16 protein-coding genes and 1 tRNA gene are annotated in these 17,565 nt (G+C 45.9%); 15 read left to right on the top strand and 2 right to left on the bottom strand.

The features are described 5' to 3' along the window. Positions 1 to 136: 136 nt before the first annotated feature. The 10 genes from ACED46_RS16525 to luxS all read left to right on the top strand — a co-directional run bounded on the left by ACED46_RS16525 (position 137) and on the right by luxS (position 11,127). Positions 137 to 213: transfer RNA gene (locus ACED46_RS16525), tRNA-Arg, on the top strand. 375 nt (positions 214 to 588) lie between these two features. Continuing rightward, positions 589 to 846 (top strand): oxaloacetate decarboxylase subunit gamma, encoded by a 258-nt coding sequence (locus ACED46_RS16520; RefSeq protein ID WP_004741884.1) that lies wholly within the window; start codon positions 589 to 591, stop codon positions 844 to 846. A gap of 31 nt (positions 847 to 877) precedes the next feature. Continuing rightward, a complete protein-coding gene (oadA, locus tag ACED46_RS16515; RefSeq protein ID WP_050648005.1) occupies positions 878 to 2,653 on the top strand; it encodes a sodium-extruding oxaloacetate decarboxylase subunit alpha in 1,776 nt (591 codons plus the stop codon). 9 nt (positions 2,654 to 2,662) lie between these two features. After that, the gene (locus ACED46_RS16510; RefSeq protein ID WP_019825842.1) at positions 2,663 to 3,793 is read left to right on the top strand and encodes a sodium ion-translocating decarboxylase subunit beta; all 1,131 of its coding nucleotides are present in this window, start codon (positions 2,663 to 2,665) and stop codon (positions 3,791 to 3,793) included. Between the two features lie 172 nt (positions 3,794 to 3,965). Beyond that, positions 3,966 to 4,919 carry an NADP-dependent oxidoreductase gene (locus tag ACED46_RS16505; protein ID WP_017068869.1) on the top strand — a complete coding sequence of 318 codons (954 nt, stop codon included), beginning with the start codon at positions 3,966 to 3,968 and terminating at the stop codon, positions 4,917 to 4,919. Between the two features lie 6 nt (positions 4,920 to 4,925). Next, entirely contained in the window at positions 4,926 to 5,387 is a 462-nt protein-coding gene (locus ACED46_RS16500) for a YqaA family protein (protein ID WP_017059555.1), read from the top strand. Positions 5,388 to 5,396: 9 nt separating this feature from the next. Further along, positions 5,397 to 8,255 (top strand): M16 family metallopeptidase, encoded by a 2,859-nt coding sequence (locus tag ACED46_RS16495; protein WP_371721929.1) that lies wholly within the window; start codon positions 5,397 to 5,399, stop codon positions 8,253 to 8,255. Positions 8,256 to 8,354: 99 nt separating this feature from the next. Continuing rightward, on the top strand, positions 8,355 to 9,923 hold the full coding sequence (gene gshA, locus ACED46_RS16490; protein WP_371721928.1) for a glutamate--cysteine ligase: 1,569 nt from the start codon (positions 8,355 to 8,357) through the stop codon (positions 9,921 to 9,923). Between the two features lie 10 nt (positions 9,924 to 9,933). Beyond that, on the top strand, positions 9,934 to 10,584 hold the full coding sequence (locus ACED46_RS16485; protein WP_017629422.1) for a hypothetical protein: 651 nt from the start codon (positions 9,934 to 9,936) through the stop codon (positions 10,582 to 10,584). A 24-nt stretch (positions 10,585 to 10,608) separates the two neighbouring features. Further along, positions 10,609 to 11,127, top strand: coding sequence for an S-ribosylhomocysteine lyase (gene luxS / locus ACED46_RS16480; protein WP_017056597.1), 519 nt, complete (start codon positions 10,609 to 10,611; stop codon positions 11,125 to 11,127). A gap of 115 nt (positions 11,128 to 11,242) precedes the next feature. Here the strand turns inward: luxS and ACED46_RS16475 are convergent, their stop codons facing one another. Continuing rightward, positions 11,243 to 12,514, bottom strand: coding sequence for an HlyC/CorC family transporter (locus tag ACED46_RS16475; RefSeq protein WP_017063233.1), 1,272 nt, complete (start codon positions 12,512 to 12,514; stop codon positions 11,243 to 11,245). A gap of 125 nt (positions 12,515 to 12,639) precedes the next feature. After that, complete coding sequence (locus ACED46_RS16470) at positions 12,640 to 13,434, bottom strand: inner membrane protein YpjD (protein WP_019825854.1); 795 nt, start codon at positions 13,432 to 13,434, stop codon at positions 12,640 to 12,642. A 200-nt stretch (positions 13,435 to 13,634) separates the two neighbouring features. On the opposite strand from ACED46_RS16470, the gene ffh reads away from it, so the two are divergent. From ffh to rplS, 5 genes are all read left to right on the top strand, one after another. Next, on the top strand, positions 13,635 to 15,029 hold the full coding sequence (ffh, locus tag ACED46_RS16465; protein ID WP_010435884.1) for a signal recognition particle protein: 1,395 nt from the start codon (positions 13,635 to 13,637) through the stop codon (positions 15,027 to 15,029). 212 nt (positions 15,030 to 15,241) lie between these two features. Then, on the top strand, positions 15,242 to 15,490 hold the full coding sequence (rpsP, locus tag ACED46_RS16460) for a 30S ribosomal protein S16 (RefSeq protein WP_004410028.1): 249 nt from the start codon (positions 15,242 to 15,244) through the stop codon (positions 15,488 to 15,490). 24 nt (positions 15,491 to 15,514) lie between these two features. Then, positions 15,515 to 16,069, top strand: a complete 555-nt coding sequence (gene rimM / locus ACED46_RS16455; protein ID WP_017063236.1) for a ribosome maturation factor RimM — start codon at positions 15,515 to 15,517, stop codon at positions 16,067 to 16,069. 26 nt (positions 16,070 to 16,095) lie between these two features. Further along, on the top strand, positions 16,096 to 16,836 hold the full coding sequence (gene trmD / locus ACED46_RS16450; RefSeq protein ID WP_017061056.1) for a tRNA (guanosine(37)-N1)-methyltransferase TrmD: 741 nt from the start codon (positions 16,096 to 16,098) through the stop codon (positions 16,834 to 16,836). Between the two features lie 59 nt (positions 16,837 to 16,895). Then, positions 16,896 to 17,249 (top strand): 50S ribosomal protein L19, encoded by a 354-nt coding sequence (gene rplS / locus ACED46_RS16445; protein ID WP_004735514.1) that lies wholly within the window; start codon positions 16,896 to 16,898, stop codon positions 17,247 to 17,249. The last annotated feature ends 316 nt before the right edge of the window (positions 17,250 to 17,565 follow it).

The raw sequence follows: 17,565 nt of genomic DNA, 5'->3' as shown, positions 1-17,565 counted from the left end.
GAGTACCTGGCTACGAACCAGGCGGTCGGAGGTTCGAATCCTCCAGGACGCGCCACTATTTAGGGCTTTTTTCTTATAAGAATGAAATCCTTATATTGATCTGTTGTTAGTAACAATGAATTGATATTAAAACCGTGCGCTCTTAGCTCAGCTGGATAGAGTACCTGGCTACGAACCAGGCGGTCGGAGGTTCGAATCCTCCAGAGCGCGCCACATTATTAGAAAAAGCCTCGTTTATACGAGGCTTTTTTTATGTCTGCTGCAAATTTGGTGCGACAATGTTAAATTTGTTCGTTGTTTAACTTGTTGTATTTAAAGTAGTTCTTGATTGCTTCTTTGTTATTCCACCTTTCTCATATCAATTCCCAGAAAAGCCCCGTTTAAGTCACAGTTTAAATATCTAAAAATGACGTATTTGACAGATTTATGTGATCTGATAGGCGAATAATTAACCTTATGTGTGCGTTATCCGTAACAGAACCTTAAACAAAATTGACAAACTTTTACCAATCGAGATAATCCATGGGTCGGGATCACTATTCGCTGAAATCCTGTACGTATGTCAGGATGACGAAGAAAGGAAGCAACATGACTAATATTGGAAGCCTGCTAGGAGATGCGGCGACTCTAATGATAACGGGGATGTCCGTTGTCTTTATTTTCCTAACTATTCTAGTTTACCTCGTTCGGTTGATGTCAAAACTGGTACCAGAAGAAGTACCAGAGCCGATCGCAGCACCTAAAAAAATTCAAAAATCACAATCAAACCCTTCAGCTGTTAGTCCACAGGTAGTGGCTGCAATTTCGGCCGCGGTTCATCAATACCGTGCGTCTACTGCTAAGTAGTATTTAAAGGATTAAAAAGGAGTTTATGAGCATGTCTAAACCACTAGCTATCACAGATGTGGTACTTCGTGACGCGCACCAGTCACTATTTGCTACTCGTATGCGTATCGAAGATATGCTGCCAATTGCGGCAGAACTGGATAAAGTCGGTTACTGGTCACTTGAGACTTGGGGCGGCGCGACGTTTGATTCGTGTATCCGTTTTCTTGGCGAGGATCCATGGGAGCGTTTGCGTGAGCTGAAAAAAGCGATGCCAAACACACCAATGCAGATGCTACTGCGTGGTCAAAACCTATTGGGCTACCGTCACTACGCGGATGATGTAGTAGAAAAATTTGTTGAACGTGCCCATAAAAACGGCATGGACGTATTCCGTATCTTTGATGCGATGAATGACGTGCGTAACTTTGAAAAAGCAGTGAAAGCAACGATCGACGTTGGTGGCCACGCTCAAGGTACGTTGTCTTACACAACCAGTCCGGTCCACAATTCAGATACTTGGGTTGATTTGGCTAAGCGCCTAGAGGACCTAGGTTGTCACTCACTATGTATCAAAGATATGTCAGGTTTATTAAAGCCGTATGAAGCAGAAGAGCTGATTACACGTATCAAAGCATCGTGTGACGTTCCTCTGGCACTGCATAGCCACGCGACAACTGGTCTATCGACTGCAACAGCGGTTAAAGCCGTTGAAGCGGGTATCGACATTCTAGATACCGCTATTTCTTCAATGAGCTGCACTTACGGTCATACGCCAACCGAAACGGTTGTTGCGATGTTAGAAGGTACAGAGCGAGACACGAATCTTAAACTAGACCAAATCGAACCCATCGCGGCTTACTTCCGTGATGTACGTAAAAAGTACGCGAAATGGGAAGGTCAGCTAAAAGGTGTCGATTCTCGCATCTTAATCGCTCAAGTTCCTGGCGGAATGTTAACTAACATGGAAGGCCAGCTTAAAGAGCAAGGCGCCGCCGATCGCATGGATGAAGTTCTAGAAGAGATCCCACGCGTACGTAAAGAGCTTGGTTACATTCCTTTAGTAACACCAACTTCTCAGATTGTCGGTACTCAAGCGGTTATTAACGTCTTAACGGGCGAACGCTATAAGAGCATCACGAAAGAGACTGCTGGTCTACTGAAAGGTGAATACGGTCAAGCTCCTGCTGAAGTGGATGCTGAACTGCAAGCGAAAGTTCTAGACGGTGCAGAGCCGATTACTTGTCGTCCTGCTGATTTACTTAAGTCTGAAATGGATACGTTAACGACGGATCTGTTAGAGAAAGCGAAATCAGAGGGTATCTCTCTAGCTGAAGATACGGTTGATGATGTACTGACTTACGCGCTCTTCCCACAAGTGGGTCTTAAGTTCCTTAAGAACCGTCGTAATCCTGAAGCATTTGAACCTGCACCAACGCTAGAAGTTGCGGCTCCAGTTGCTGCTGCTCCTGTACAAGCTTCTGGTGGTATTGAAAGCTACAGCGTGAAGGTTGATGGTCAAGTTTACGATGTTGAAGTTGGCCCACAAGGTGAACTGACATCGGTGGCGCCATCTGCAAAACCTGCTCAGGCTGCACCAGTAGCAGCGTCTGACGCTGAAGCGGTTCCAGCTCCATTGGCGGGTAACATCTTTAAAGTAAACGTTCAGGCGGGTGCTGAGGTTGCTGAAGGCGACGTTCTACTAATCCTAGAAGCGATGAAGATGGAAACGGAAGTTCGTGCTGCTCGTGGTGGTATCGTTCAAGAATTGAATGTTAAAGAAGGCGATGCAGTTACTGTAGGCGCTCCACTACTAAGCTTAGCGTAAGGGAGTACCATGGAAGGATTGATGACCTTATGGTCTGAAACAGGGATTGCGAACTTTGAGTTCGGCCAGATCTGTATGATGCTGGTTGGTTGCTTACTGTTGTTTTTGGCAATTCGTAAAGGATTTGAACCGTTACTTCTACTGCCTATTGGTTTTGGTGCTGTATTAGCAAATATTCCAAATGCTGGGTTTACTGATCCAGGTGGTTTGCTCTACTACGTCTACTACATTGGTATTGAGACAGGTATTTTCCCACTGCTGATCTTTATGGGTGTTGGTGCGATGACGGACTTCGGTGCGTTGATTGCGAACCCTAAAACGTTGTGGCTAGGGGCTGCGGCTCAGTTTGGTATCTTCGCGACGCTATTTGGCGCGATCTTGCTGAACTACGTTCCAGGAATGGAGTTCTCGATGGCCGATGCTTCGTCAATTGCGATCATTGGTGGTGCCGATGGCCCAACTGCGATCTTCTTGGCGAGTAAGTTATCTCCGGATCTTTTAGGTGCCATTGCAGTAGCGGCTTATAGCTACATGGCTTTGGTTCCGATCATTCAGCCACCAATCATGAAAGCGTTAACGTCTCCTGAAGAGCGCAAAATTAAGATGGCTCAACTTCGTCACGTTAGCAAAGCCGAGAAGATTCTTTTCCCGCTTGCTGTACTACTGATGACGATTTTGTTCCTACCTTCAGCAACACCTCTAGTTGGTATGTTCTGTTTGGGTAACTTAATGCGTGAAGCGGGTGTGGTTGATCGCCTTTCAAAAACAGCTCAAAACGAACTGATTAACGTTGTAACTATTTTCCTAGGTCTAGGGGTTGGTTCTAAGCTTCAAGCGGATACGTTCTTGAACTTAGAAACACTGGGTATTCTAGGTTTAGGTGCGGTCGCGTTCAGTATCGGTACGGCGGGTGGTGTATTGATGGCGAAGGTGCTTAACCGCTTCTCGAAAGAGGACATCAACCCACTGATTGGCGCAGCTGGCGTATCGGCGGTTCCAATGGCGGCACGTGTTGTGAACAAGGTTGGTCTTGAGGCAAACCCTCAGAACTTCTTGTTGATGCATGCAATGGGCCCGAACGTAGCCGGTGTACTTGGTAGTGCGGTTGCGGCGGGTATTCTATTAGCTCTCGTGGGCTAGTGGATTTGCTGGGTCATGTATCGTTACGTTAATTGGTCGTCAATTTACGAATGAGCGGTTAACTTCGCCTTATTAAATGGTTTATAGTCAAAGGGATGCTTTCGCATCCCTTTCTTTTTATTAATTAGGGTGCTTGCTCACTAGGGCTTTTATCAATCAAGGAAATGTGGAAATGGAAAATAAACAGATTGCGATTACTCAATTCGGCGGCGTCGAAAACCTAAGTATTCAAACCAGTGCGATCCCTGAGCCTAAGGCTGGAGAAGTGGTGGTTAAAGTTTCCTTTTCAGGCATTAATCCGATTGATGTCAAAACCCGAGCGGGCCTTGGTTGGGCGGCAGCACAAAACAAAGATAACCTGCCTTGGGTACCTGGCTACGATATTTCAGGGCAAATTGTCACGCTAGGCGAACAGGCTGAACGCTTTACTGTTGGTGATAACGTGGCTGGCTTTATTGGTTTTCCACTGCAAGGTGGCGGTTACAGCCAATATGTGTGTGTTCCAGAAGCTGCATTAAGTATGGTTCCTGATTCTGTCACTCTAGAAGCGGCAGCTGCATTACCACTCGCGAGTCAAACAGCGGCACAAGCGCTCAACAAAGCCGAAGTGAAAGAAGGCGACCGCGTGCTTATCTTGGCGGGCGCGGGCGGCGTTGGTCACCTTGCGGTTCAAATTGCAGTGGCAGCAAAAGCAGAGGTTTACACAACCTGCAGCGAAGCCAACCTTGATTACCTTGCGACGCTAGGTGCTCACGCGATTAACTATAAGTTTGCACCAGCATCAGAAAGAGTATCTGATGTCGATGTGTTGATTGACTTGGTCGGCGGCGATACCGCGCTTGATGCATTGAAGTGCCTAAAAGATGACGCGCGAGTCGTGACTGTGCCGACTCTATCTGCAGAACTTATCTGCGAAAAAGCCACACTATTAGGTTTTACTGCATCAGGCATGCTGGTTGAACCAAGCCCTGAGCAAATGGACACTATGCTTTACATGGTCAGTGTCGGATTACTCAAAACAGAAATTCAAGGTATCTACCAATTAGACGAGGCGCAGTCGGCGCACCTGCAGGTTGAAACCGGACACACCAGAGGCAAGGTGCTACTTAAAATGCAAGAAAGTTGATAGGCAGTGTTAGAATTTTTTAACTCCCTTTTTGAAAATATCGCGCTGTGGTTCTCGGACTCGGCGCTGTGGGTACTCTTCATTAGTGGCTTCTTGAGTGCCACGTTACTCCCCGGTGGTTCAGAAGCTAGCCTTGTGGCTGCATTGAGCTTAGATCAGTTTTCAACCTCATCGATCATTCTAGTGGCGACATTAGGCAATACCTTAGGCGGCCTGACTAACTATTGGATTGGTTTGTGGTTGCCTAATCGAACTCAATCTGAAAAGCATGGTCATAAGGCTATGGCTTGGCTGAGTCGCTATGGCTACTGGACACTGTTATTTAGTTGGTTACCGATCATTGGTGACCCTTTGTGTCTCGCTGCGGGTTGGCTAAGAATGAAATTCATCCCTAGCGTTATTTTGATAGCGATTGGCAAAGCCGCTCGCTATAGCTTACTTGCTGCTATCTACTTCGGTTTTTTCTAAGGAGAACCTATGAAAAAGGTTTTACTTGGTACATTTTCTCTTATCGCCATTGCTGGCTGTTCTTACAATGTACCTAGCTCAACGCCCTTCTTTTCCTCGTTACCTGAAGGTGTCACTCTGTTAGAAGAGGTTAAGCCCTCTAAAGATAAAGTAGTGATTCCTTACACCAAGTATCAGCTTGAAAACGGTCTGACAGTTATTCTTTCCCCTGATGATTCCGATCCGTTGGTGCATGTTGATGTAACTTATCACGTCGGTTCAGCACGTGAAGAGATAGGCAAGTCGGGATTTGCTCACTTCTTTGAGCACATGATGTTCCAGGGTTCAGAGAACGTTGGTGACCAACAGCACTTTAAGATCATTACCGAAGCGGGTGGCTCGTTAAACGGCACGACCAACCGTGACCGCACCAACTATTTTGAAACTGTTCCTTCTAACCAACTTGAGAAAATGTTGTGGTTAGAATCAGACCGAATGGGCTTCTTGTTGGATGCTGTTTCTCAGAAGAAATTTGAGGTTCAAAGAGGCACGGTCAAGAACGAGCGAGCGCAGAGCTACGAAAATCGTCCTTACGGCTTGATGTGGGAACGCATGGGCGAAGCGCTTTACCCTGAAGGTCACCCTTACTCTTGGCAACCAATCGGCTATGTTGAAGATCTTGACCGTGTTGACGTGAATGATCTTAAAGCGTTCTTCCTGCGTTGGTACGGCCCAAACAATGCCGTGTTAACGATTGGTGGTGATATCGACGTTGATGACACGCTAGAATGGGTTAACAAGTACTTTGGTTCAATTCCTCAAGGCCCTGAAGTGAAGGCGGCAGAGAAGCAACCTGCTGTTCTAACAGAAGATAAATACATCACCTTAGAAGACAATATTCGTCAGCCGATGGTGCTGGTGGGGTGGCCAACAACGTATCGCGGTGAAGAGACGCAAGCTTCACTGAATGCATTGTCTAACGTGTTAGGTTCAGGTACCAACAGTTACCTATATCAAAACCTCGTAAAAACGCAGAAGGCCGTCAGCGCTGGCTCTTTCCATGATTGTGCTGAGTTGGCGTGTACCATGTACGTGTATGCAATGGGCAACTCAGGTGAAAAAGGCGATTTGACGGTTCTCAATAAAGAGCTGATGGATACCCTGGAGCAATTCTCGAAAGAGGGCGTTGAGCAAGAGCGTTTAGACCAGATCACTGGCATGGCCGAAGCGAATGCTGTTTTTGCATTGCAAAGCGTTAAAGGTAAGGTGTCGCAACTCGCGTCGAACCAAACCTTCTATGGTCAGCCTGATCGCATTGAATCACAACTCGATCAAATCCGAGCGGTGACGCCTGAGAGCGTGAGCAAGGCATACCAAGATTTCATCGAAGGTAAGCACAAGGTTACCTTGAGTGTGGTTCCTAAGAAAAAGCTCGATTTGGCGGTTCGTGAAGCGACCTTTACCACGCCACCACGTACGTTGCCGGAATACAGCAAGGTGACGGAAGATCAACTGGATTTCAGAAAGGCACCGGATACCTTTGATCGCAGTGTGATGCCAGAAGTGAACTTTGGTGTTGAGGCGACCATGCCTGAGTTGTACCGCATGCACTTTGCAAATGGCACTGACTTAATTGGTACCGTGACCAGTGAAACGCCGACAGTACAGCTGCAAATTCAATTGCCTGCAGGCGAACGCTATGTTCGCAAAGGGCAAGAAGGCCTAGCGAACCTAACGGCTTCGATGATGGAAGAAGGCTCAACTAAACGAACCGTTGAAGAGTTACAAGCGACCTTAGATAAACTTGGTAGCAGCGTGAGCATTAGTGCGGGCAGCTACACCACAGATATTTCAGTCTCGACGCTAGAGAAAAACTTGCCTCAAACCTTAGCGATTGTGCAAGAGATTCTATTCGATCCTAAGTTCGATGAGCAAGATTTTGAGCGCGTTAAGAAACAGATGCTAGAAGGCGTTGTGTATCAGCATCAGCAGCCAAGTTGGATGGCTTCTCAAGCAACCCGTGAAGTGCTGTTTGGTGACACTGTTTTTGCTCGTGCAAGTGATGGTACTAAGGAATCTCTATCGAAATTGACCTTAGACGATGTGAAAAAATTCTATGCGCAACATTACACACCAGAAGGTGCCAATATTGTTGTTGTGGGAGACATCTCGAAGAAAGAGGTAGGGAAACAGCTACAATTCTTTGAAGAGTGGCAAGGCGATGCGGCACCATTAACGCGTCCACAGATCGTCAAAGAGCTTTCTGGTCAGCACCTGTACTTAGTCGATAAACCGGGTGCGCCGCAAAGCATTGTTCGCTTGGTTCGTAAAGGCCTGCCGTTTGATGCAACGGGTGAATTGTATTTGAGCCAGTTAGCTAACTTTAACTTAGCGGGCAACTTCAATAGCCGTATCAACCAGAACCTACGTGAAGACAAAGCCTACACTTACGGTGCAAGCGGTTACTTCGCAAGTACTCGTGAAACTGGCGCAGTGGTATTTAGCGCGCAGGTAAGGGCGAATGCGACGGTTCCATCGATTCAAGAGTTTATTAATGAGCTGAATGAGTTTAGCCAAAGTGGATTAACTGACGAAGAGGTGAAATTTATGCGCCTTGCCGTCGGTCAACAAGATGCACTTAAATACGAAACGCCAAGTCAAAAGGCGGGGTTGTTGAGTAATATTGTTGCATTGAGCCTTGATGAAGATTACCTACAACAGCGTAATCAGATAGTTGAAACGGTTTCAAAAGAGACCTTAAACGAGCTATCTAAGAAATGGTTTGACCCGAATGATTATCAAATAATCGTTGTTGGTGACGCGACTTCGCTTCGCCCGCAATTAGAAAAGTTAGATATTCCAATAGAAGAGCTTGAAATCATTCGTTAGAGTACACATTAAAGGGGGAGGGAAGAGACTCTACTTTTCTCCTCCAACCTAATTTATGATAGTTCTAATCAGAACAATATAAGATAAGTGAACTGAATTTTGACTGATTTTGCTGCGCGACTAAAGCAAGTTGCAACCAACCCTAAGACCTTCTCTCAATTTGGTCGTGGTGTTGAAAGGGAAACATTACGCTACACGGAAGATGGGCACCTTGCTACTGGGCCGCACCCTGAGGCTTTGGGATCTGCGTTGATGAACGAATGGGTAACGACCGATTTCTCTGAGTCGCTACTGGAATTTATCACGCCTGTTTCTAACGACGTTCCGACGCTTTTGAATCAGTTGTCTGATATCCACCACTTCACGCAAACCAAGTTAGACGGCGAAAAACTATGGCCGCTTTCTATGCCTTGTTACGTTGGCAGTGAAGGTTACATTCAGCTAGCGCAATACGGCACCTCGAATAACGGTAAGATGAAGACCCTATATCGTGAAGGCCTAAAACGTCGTTACGGTAGCCTGATGCAGATTATCTCTGGTGTTCACTTCAACTTCTCTTTCCCAGAAAGCTTTTGGGATAGCCTGTTTGGAGAGCAAACTGAAGAAGCGCGTTGTGAATCTAAGTCAGATGCTTACTTCGGTTTGATTCGTAACTACTACCGCTTTGGTTGGTTAATCCCATACTTCTTCGGTGCTTCACCTGCGCTATGTTCTTCTTTCATAAAAGGAAGAGAGACAAGCCTGCCTTTTGAAAAGATTGGCGAGACACTGTATCTGCCAAAAGCAACGGCACTGCGCCTGAGCGACCTTGGCTACACGAACAGTGCGCAAAGTGTGTTGAAGATTGGTTTCAACAGCCTAGACCAATACCTTGAAGGTTTGAATCAAGCGATTCGCACACCATCAGAAGAATTTGCCGAGATTGGCACTAAGGTTGATGGTGAATACCGTCAGTTGAATAGCAACGTACTGCAAATTGAAAATGAGCTTTACGCTCCAATCCGCCCTAAGCGTGTGGCGAAGAGTGGTGAGAAACCATCTGAAGCATTGGCTCGCGGAGGTGTTGAGTACATCGAGGTTCGTTCTTTAGATGTAAACCCATTCAGCTCAATTGGTATCAATGAGCAGCAGGTTCGCTTCCTAGACTTATTCCTAACGTGGAGTGTGCTAACGGACTCTGCTGAGATGGATAACTGCGAGCTTGAATGCTGGCGCGATAACTGGAACAAGGTGATCCTACAAGGTCGTCAGGTTGGTCTAGAGCTGCAAATCGGTTGTCATGGTGAGCGATTGTCTCTGCAAGATTGGGCGAAGCGTGTCTTCAAAGATCTGCGCTCTATTGCCGAGATGATGGACGCTGAACAAGGTGGTCGTGCATACCAAGAAACATGCGATACGCTTGAGGCTTGGATTGATAACCCTGAGCTAACTATTTCTGGCCAGTTGCTAGAAGAGACCAAAAAATTGGGCGGCTTAGGTAAAGTGGGTTGCGCGTTAGGTAAAACGTACGCTCAGCAACACAAAGCGCACCAATACAAAGTATATTCAGCTGAGTTGATGGAAGCAGAAGTTCAACGTTCTGTGATTGCTCAGCAACAAAGTGAAGAAGCAAGCACTCAAGATTTTGATAGCTTCTTAGCGGATTATTTTTCGTATTTAAAAGCATAGCGAGACTTTGGTGGAAAGGAAGCAAGCCTTATTAGGTCAGCCTACTCGAGTGAGTAGTAAATGGTTACCTGTAGTGACTGTTGGTGTTGTCTCTAGCCTGTTGGTTGGATGTGCAACGCCACCGCCAAAGCAGCAAGATAATTTGTGTAGCATCTTTCGAGAGCACCCTTCATGGTATGAAGATGCCTTGGATATGCAAGAAGAATGGGGAACGCCGATTAACGTTGCGATGGCTTTTGTGAAACAAGAGAGTAGCTATCGTCATGATGCGCGCCCACCTAAAGATTACATTCTTGGCTTTATACCGTGGGGGCGTGTAAGCAGTGCCTACGGTTATGCACAAGCTCAAGATCCTGCTTGGGAAGACTTCCAAAAGGCGACCAATAACGGTGGTTCAAGAACCAACTTTGATGATGCATTGATGTTCATCGGTTGGTATACCAGCGAGACGCGTCGTCAATTGGGCATCTCACTATGGGACCCATATAACCAATACCTGGCTTATCATGAAGGCCGTGGTGGTTATAAGCGCAAGTCATACAACAGCAAGCCATCGCTAATTAAGGTGGCGCGCAAAGTCGAACAGCAAGCAAAAGATTATGGATGGCAGCTGAAACAGTGCCGCAAAGAACTAGAAGACAATCGAAGCTGGTTTTTCTAAAGCCAGCCGTCATGGAGAAGAGCAATGCCTTTATTAGATAGTTTCACTGTTGATCACACACGCATGAACGCACCTGCCGTTCGTGTTGCTAAAACAATGCAAACCCCAAAAGGGGATACCATCACTGTGTTTGACCTGCGTTTTACTGCGCCAAACAAAGACATCCTATCTGAGAAAGGTATCCATACTCTAGAGCACCTATATGCTGGTTTCATGCGTAATCAATTGAACGGTTCAGATGTAGAGATCATCGATATCTCACCGATGGGCTGTCGCACTGGTTTCTACATGAGCCTGATTGGTACGCCTACAGAACAACAAGTGGCTGACGGTTGGTTGGCAGCGATGCAAGACGTACTGAAAGTTGAGAACCAGAATAAGATCCCTGAGCTGAACGAATACCAATGTGGTACCGCGGCAATGCACTCTTTGGATGAAGCGAAAGAGATCGCGAATGCGATCATCGCTGCAGGCATCTCTGTAAACAAGAATGATGAACTGGCACTGCCAGAGTCTATGCTGCAAGAGCTTAAGATCGACTAGTCATTGATAGCTACCCTAGATAGGGCGAGTTAGATACTAAAAGGCCCGGTTCAATGAACCGGGCCTTTTTCGTCAACGTATTTTAGGGCGAGACAGAGATTCAGTGATAACTCAGTTAGCCGTTCACGATCTGTGGGAACACGCGAACCAGTTTGATGCGGTTCTCTTCAAGCTCAACAATTTCCATTGGGTGGCTGGCTACCTGAACACTGAGGTGACTCTCTGGAATATCTTCAAGGTGTTCCAGTATCAAACCATTCAGCGTTCTTGGGCCATCGGTAGGCAGTGCCCACTGTAAGCCTTTGTTGATATCTCGGATATTGGCACTGCCTTCAATCAAGAAGCTGCCATCGCTTTGCGGAGTAATCTCTTCAGATAAGCTTGGGGTGATTGAGGTGGTAAACTCACCTACGATCTCTTCTAGAATATCTTCTAATGTAACCAAACCATTGATGTCGCCATACTCATCAACAATCAAACCGATGCGCTGCTTATTGCGTTGAAACTTAAGCAGTTGAATATTGAGTGGTGTCGCTTCAGGAATAAAGTAGATCTCATCCGCGGCACGCAACAGGGTTTCTTTATTGAATTCGTTCTTTTCAAGCATCAGACGGTAAGCTTCACGCAGCCTAAGCATACCAACCACTTCATCTATCTGGTCACGGTAGAGAACCACACGACCATGAGGAGAGTGGGTCAGTTGGCGAACAATCGATTTCCAGTCGTCATTGATGTCGATACCAGTTATCTCATTACGCGGCACCATGATGTCGTTCACGGTGACGTGCTCTAAATCCAGAATAGACACCAACATATCTTGGTGACGTTGAGGGATTAAGCTACCGGCTTCATTTACCACGGTTCTAAGTTCTTCTGAACTCAAGTGGTCGGTTGCATCATGGCTGGCTTTAACGCCTAAGATACGAATGAAGCCGTTGGTAATGAAGTTCACTAAGATCACCAATGGTGACAGCACCTTCATCAGTATCATCAAAAGGATACTGCTCGCGTAAGAGACACGTTCAGGAAATAGAGAAGCGATGGTTTTTGGTGTTACCTCGGCGAATACGAGGATCACGAGAGTTAGGGTACCGGTAGCGATAGCCACACCGATATCCCCGTAGATGCGCATACCAAGAATAGTAGCGATCGCAGATGCAAGAATGTTGACGAGATTGTTGCCGATGAGAATGAGGCCAATCAATCTGTCTGGGCGGTTCAGAAGTTTTTCTACGCGTTTGGCACCTTTATGACCCGTATTGGCCAAGTGCTTTAAACGGTAGCGGTTCAAGGACATCATGCCCGTTTCGGAACCAGAGAAATAACCAGAAATTACAATGAGACACGCGAGTAGCGCAAATAAGATACCCGTTGATATGTCGTCCAAAACTATTCTTTTCCTATTTGTGTATCTTGATTAATTTATGACCGAACATGGTCGAGATGTCAATTGAATCTAACGGACTCAATATTTTAAAGGCAAGGTGTGAGACCTTGCCTTTATTTTACAGACTAGTTCAGGATGATTTCCTGAACGAAGCGGCTACCGAAGTAGGCTAATGTGAGCATGCTGGCGCCCGCAAGTGCGAACCAAGTGACTTTCTGTCCACGCCACCCTTTTTGGTAGTGACCCCATAAAAGGATGGAGTAGATAACCCAAGCGATAAAAGACAACACCGCTTTGTGCGCCTTTCCTTGAGCAAACATATCTTGTACGAAGATAAGGCCAGTCAGCAAAGTACCCGTTAATAAACCATTACCAATCAGAATGATCTTGAAAAGCTGTCTCTCTACCATCATTAAAGGAGGTAGGTTAGGGTTAATCACTAAGGCTTTTTTCTTTTTAAGCTTGTGATCAAGCCACGCGAGTTGCAAGGCGTATAACGCACCGATAGTCAGCGTCGCGTATGAGAACAAGGCCAAAGAGATGTGTACGAGCAGTTTCGGGTCATTCTCTAGATGTTTGATGAAGGTACTTGGAAGAAACGTTGCTGCCATGAGGTTAAGCGCTGCGAAACTATAAACAACAGGCAAGATGAACCACAAGCGGGTTTTGAGCATTGCACCGCTCATTACCACAGATATGATTAAACTGATTAATGAAGCAACGTTCAAGATACTGAGGTTTTGGCCACTGGCATTAAAAATCAAATCGCCAAGCAACCAAGCATGGAAAGCTAGAGCAAGTAATGCGCTGATAAACACCGTTTTTACACGGATTCCTGTTTGGTGCACGAGACCTGGAATGATCGTGGAAATCGCCATTGTATAAAGAAAGGCTGCTGCGATCGCAATAAGACTGTCCATGGTATCCATTTTAATGATTACTAATTGGCGAATTATACCTCGCATCGCTCTTTGGGGCTATGGCGAACCTCATTCAATTCCAAGTGAATAATGTCTCACATCACAAGCACGGATGATTAACGCTCTACAACGGGTATGACTCTAATCCGCGCTAATGTATACTCACAGTAATAGTCGCAGTTTTGAGCGAAGAGAAAACTATGTTTGATAATTTAACGGATCGTCTATCCAAAACGCTGAAGAACATCAGCGGTAAAGGTCGTCTGACCGAAGACAATATTAAAGAGACGCTGCGTGAAGTACGTATGGCGCTACTTGAAGCCGACGTTGCACTGCCCGTTGTCCGCGATTTTGTTAAGCGCGTAAAAGAAGGCGCTGTGGGTGTTGAGGTTTCTAAATCTCTAACGCCTGGTCAAGAATTCATTAAGATCGTTCAAGCTGAACTTGAAGCGGTGATGGGTGAGTCTAACGAGGCTCTTAACCTAGCAGCGCAGCCGCCAGCCGTTATCTTAATGGCGGGTCTACAAGGTGCGGGTAAAACCACATCGGTAGGTAAGCTATCTAAGCTTCTAACTGAGCGTGACAAGAAGAAAGTCTTGGTTGTGTCTGCCGACGTTTACCGTCCAGCGGCAATCAAACAGCTTGAAACGTTAGCAAGCGATGTTGGCGTAGACTTCTTCCCATCTTCAGCTGATCAAAAACCTCTTGATATTGCAAACGCTGCAATCGACCACGCGAAGAAGAAATTCTACGACGTGCTACTTGTCGATACTGCGGGTCGTTTGGCTATCGATGAAGAGATGATGGGCGAGATCAAAGAGCTTCATACTGCAATTAAACCAGTCGAGACACTGTTCGTTGTTGATGCAATGACAGGTCAAGATGCTGCGAACACTGCAAAAGCCTTTGGTGATGCGCTACCACTAACCGGTGTTATCTTGACGAAAGTTGATGGTGATGCGCGTGGTGGTGCTGCTCTGTCTGTTCGTCATATCACAGGCAAGCCGATTAAATTCTTGGGTGTTGGTGAAAAGACTGACGCACTAGAACCGTTCCACCCAGATCGTGTTGCTTCTCGTATCTTAGGTATGGGCGACGTACTGTCTCTTATTGAAGACCTACAGAAAAACGTTGATACCGAGAAAGCAGAGAAACTGGCTAAGAAGTTCAAAGAGAAGAAAGGCTTTGACCTTGAAGACTTCCGTGAACAACTAGGTCAGATGCAAAACATGGGCGGCATGATGGGCATGATGGATAAGCTTCCAGGCATGTCTCAGCTACCAGATAACGTTAAAGATAAAGTTGATGACAAGATGTTCAAGCAGATGGAAGCGATCATCAACTCTATGACCATGAAAGAGCGTCAACGCCCTGACTTAATCAAAGGCTCACGCAAAAAGCGTATTGCCGCTGGTTCTGGTACACAGGTACAAGATGTAAACCGTATGCTTAAGCAGTTCACCCAAATGCAGAAGATGATGAAGAAGATGCAGAAAGGTGGCATGAAAGGCATGATGCGCAACATGCAAGGCATGATGGGCGGCGGTGGAGGTATGGGCGGAATGGGTGGTGGCTTTAACCCGTTTGGTCGATAATCTACAAATGTAAGCTTTAGCTACGTTACTTTTCATAGTGTTAGCCGTGTCACAGAAAGTGTACGGCAGCTATGTTGGTGAAAAAATAGCTAAAGCCCTTGCATTGCACCGGAATAAGAGTAAAATTCCGGGGCTTTAATTTGGCACGAGACCCCAAGCTATTTACTTATACTTGGGGTTAATTATTTTATTAAGAAAGCAAAGAGGACGACATGGTAACCATTCGTTTGGCACGTCACGGTGCAAAGAAGCGCCCATTTTATCAAATCGTAGTTGCGGATAGCCGTAACGCTGCAACTGGCCGTTTCATCGAGAAAGTAGGTTTCTTTAACCCTACTGCTCAAGGTCAAGAAGAAGGTCTACGTCTAGACCTAGATCGTGTTAACCACTGGGTTGGTCAAGGCGCATCTCTATCTGATCGTGTAGCTAAGCTAGTTAAAGACGCTCAAAAAGCGGCTTAATTCTTTTTTAAAGAGAAATAGCTTATGTCGATGAAGGGTAAAGAAACTATGAGCGAGCAAAACAATAGAATTGTCATGGGTAAACTTGGGTCTACCTATGGTATTCGTGGCTGGCTTAAAGTGTTCTCCTACACAGACAATGCTGAAAGCATATTTGATTACAGCCCTTGGTATTTAAACCTAAAGGGTAAGTGGGTTGAGTACAAAGTTGAGAGCTGGAAACGTCATGGCCAAGGTTATGTATGTAAGCTAGCGGGATTAGATGTTCGTGAAGACGCGCAACTGATGACTAACTTTGAAATTGCTATTGACCCTGCTTCGTTACCTGAATTGTCAGAAGATGAATTCTACTGGCGCGAATTGTTCGGTATGCAAGTTTTTACCACTAAAGGTTACGACCTTGGTGAGGTCACTGACCTATTAGAAACTGGCTCGAACGATGTTCTAGTAATCAAAGCAAATCTTAAAGATGCTTTTGGCCAAAAGGAACGGTTAGTACCGTACCTTGAAGAGCAAGTGATCAAGAAAGTTGATCGCGAAGCTCGCCGGATCGAAGTTGACTGGGATCCTGGATTCTAACTCCAAATTACAGAGCGAGAGAACACATGTGGGTTGGCATTATTAGCCTTTTTCCTGAAATGTTCCGTTCTGTTACTGATTTTGGAGTAACAGGTCAAGCGGTTAAAAAAGGTCTTTTATCTATTGAGACATGGAATCCTCGTGATTTCACTCATGATAAACATCGCACTGTTGATGACAGACCTTACGGTGGTGGTCCTGGCATGTTAATGATGGTTCAGCCTTTGCGCGACGCTATCACAACGGCCAAGCAAGCAGCACCGGGAAAGACGAAAGTTATCTATCTTTCACCTCAAGGTCGTAAACTCGACCAGAAAGGTGTTGAAGAGCTGGCAACAAACGAGAATTTACTTCTTATTTGTGGTCGCTACGAAGGGGTAGATGAGCGCATCATTCAATCTGAAGTTGACGAAGAATGGTCGATTGGAGATTTTGTGATGACGGGTGGCGAACTGCCAGCCATGACGCTGATTGATTCAGTATCTCGGTTTGTTCCGGGTGTACTTGGAGATTTCGCTTCAGCAGAAGAAGATTCTTTTGCAAATGGTTTGCTAGATTGTCCCCATTATACGCGCCCTGAGGTGCTAGACGATAAAGATGTACCATCGGTACTCAAGTCTGGAAACCATAAGGACATTCGTCGCTGGCGATTAAAACAATCGTTGGGCCGAACTTGGCTAAGAAGACCAGAACTCCTGGAAAACCTAGCTCTGACTGACGAACAGGAACAATTACTGGCTGAATTCATTAAAGAGCAACGCTCTTAACGAAAAGCAAGCAGTAACCTATTAAATTTAGTATCAGTTTATTCTAGGAATTTATACAAATGAGCAACATCATCAAGGCTCTTGAAGAAGAGCAACTAAAATCAGACCTTCCTAAATTCGCACCAGGTGACACTGTTGTAGTTCAGGTTAAGGTAAAAGAAGGTGACCGTGAGCGTCTACAGGCTTTCGAAGGCGTTGTAATCGCTATTCGTAACCGTGGTCTACACTCTGCATTCACAGTTCGTAAGATCTCGAACGGTGAAGGCGTAGAGCGTGCGTTCCAAACTCACTCTCCAATGGTTGATAGCATCGAAGTTAAACGCCGTGGTGCAGTACGTCGTGCCAAGTTGTACTACCTACGTGAGCGTTCTGGTAAGTCAGCTCGTATTAAAGAGAAGCTTACTAAGAAGTAATTCTTTTTGCATTCTATCGATAAAAGCGGAGCCATTTGGCTCCGCTTTTTTGTGTCTGTTATTTGGAGTTTCGCAGGTAAGAGATCCCCAATTAGCTCATTCCTCGCTCTGGAGGATGACGGAACAAACCGAAACTCATATTTAACCGTCATTCCCTAGACTGACGAAGGAAGGAGTAGGGAATCTCTACTAACGCCGTGTTATAGGCAATAAAAAAGGATTGACGTTAAACGCCAACCCTTCAAAATCTACTCGCTACTCGCTACTCGCTACTCGCTACTCGCTACTCGCTACTCGCTACTCGCTACTCGCTACT

The organism is Vibrio sp. 1S139 (assembly GCF_041439475.1).
In the GTDB taxonomy this organism is placed as follows: domain Bacteria; phylum Pseudomonadota; class Gammaproteobacteria; order Enterobacterales; family Vibrionaceae; genus Vibrio; species Vibrio crassostreae_C.
Note: the sequence above shows the minus strand (reverse complement) of the source record. Positions and strands in the feature narration are given on the sequence as shown.

What these genes read in the sequence shown, in the direction of transcription:
- rpsP (WP_004410028.1), top strand. Translation starts at nt 15,242, where the DNA reads ATGGTAACCATTCGTTTGGCACGTCACGGTGCAAAGAAGCGCCCATTT.
- ACED46_RS16505 (WP_017068869.1), top strand. Translation starts at nt 3,966, where the DNA reads ATGGAAAATAAACAGATTGCGATTACTCAATTCGGCGGCGTCGAAAAC.
- ACED46_RS16470 (WP_019825854.1), bottom strand. Translation starts at nt 13,434, where the DNA reads ATGGACAGTCTTATTGCGATCGCAGCAGCCTTTCTTTATACAATGGCG.
- oadA (WP_050648005.1), top strand. Translation starts at nt 878, where the DNA reads ATGTCTAAACCACTAGCTATCACAGATGTGGTACTTCGTGACGCGCAC.
- ffh (WP_010435884.1), top strand. Translation starts at nt 13,635, where the DNA reads ATGTTTGATAATTTAACGGATCGTCTATCCAAAACGCTGAAGAACATC.
- trmD (WP_017061056.1), top strand. Translation starts at nt 16,096, where the DNA reads ATGTGGGTTGGCATTATTAGCCTTTTTCCTGAAATGTTCCGTTCTGTT.
- luxS (WP_017056597.1), top strand. Translation starts at nt 10,609, where the DNA reads ATGCCTTTATTAGATAGTTTCACTGTTGATCACACACGCATGAACGCA.
- ACED46_RS16520 (WP_004741884.1), top strand. Translation starts at nt 589, where the DNA reads ATGACTAATATTGGAAGCCTGCTAGGAGATGCGGCGACTCTAATGATA.
- rimM (WP_017063236.1), top strand. Translation starts at nt 15,515, where the DNA reads ATGTCGATGAAGGGTAAAGAAACTATGAGCGAGCAAAACAATAGAATT.
- ACED46_RS16495 (WP_371721929.1), top strand. Translation starts at nt 5,397, where the DNA reads ATGAAAAAGGTTTTACTTGGTACATTTTCTCTTATCGCCATTGCTGGC.
- ACED46_RS16510 (WP_019825842.1), top strand. Translation starts at nt 2,663, where the DNA reads ATGGAAGGATTGATGACCTTATGGTCTGAAACAGGGATTGCGAACTTT.
- rplS (WP_004735514.1), top strand. Translation starts at nt 16,896, where the DNA reads ATGAGCAACATCATCAAGGCTCTTGAAGAAGAGCAACTAAAATCAGAC.